This window comes from Sinorhizobium fredii USDA 205, assembly GCF_001461695.1.
Lineage (GTDB): Bacteria > Pseudomonadota > Alphaproteobacteria > Rhizobiales > Rhizobiaceae > Sinorhizobium > Sinorhizobium fredii.
The window spans coordinates 1-611 of the sequence record NZ_AUTC01000121.1 but is presented as its reverse complement, the minus strand read 5'-3'; the positions used below and the strand labels follow the sequence as shown (position 1 = coordinate 611).

Genomic DNA, 611 nt, shown 5'->3' with positions numbered 1-611 from the left:
CTCCCAATGCCCGAACTGTTTGCGTTCGGCGACAGTATCAGGACGGTGAAGAATGTTGAGTTCCGGGCTGAAGCGGCGACCGTGACGCCGTCGGGCATGCCGCGGTCTGCGTCTCGCACGACGCTCCGGCAGGTGCCGCCACAGCTTGATGGCCTGGCCGTCTGCGGAATAGGCGAACTTGTAGATCGTCTCATAACTGACGCAAATCGGATGGCGCTCCAGCCGCATGCGGCCGGCGATCTGCTGTGGCGACCAGCCATGCATGATGCGCTCGACCACCGATTGGCGCACATGGACGAAGCGGGCGAGCTTGCGCAGCTTGGCTCTGCGTTCACGTGCCATCTCGTTGGCGGTCACGCAATAGTAGCCGCTGAGATCCGGCATCTGCGCATCCTCAAACGCATTGCGCTTGAGCTCGCGGAAAATCGTCGAACGATGCCGTCCGAGCTTCTCGGCGATGACCGTGGCGCTGAGGCCGGCCGCTCGCCAGCGAGCGATCCTGCGACGTTCATCCATATCGATCTGGGAGTAGGTGCGTCTCATGAGCATTCCTTGCGAGTGATAACCCATTGGTATCTATCGCAAGTCGCACTTCATCCTTGAACCCACCC

The 611-nt window shown here is 61.0% G+C and carries 1 protein-coding gene; it reads right to left on the bottom strand.

All coding sequences use genetic code 11. From position 1 onward, the window contains the following. The coding region (locus N181_RS12715; protein ID WP_155621613.1) for an IS30 family transposase at nt 1–543 on the bottom strand (543 nt) is incomplete at its 3' end. Between the last annotated feature and the right edge of the window lie 68 nt (nt 544–611).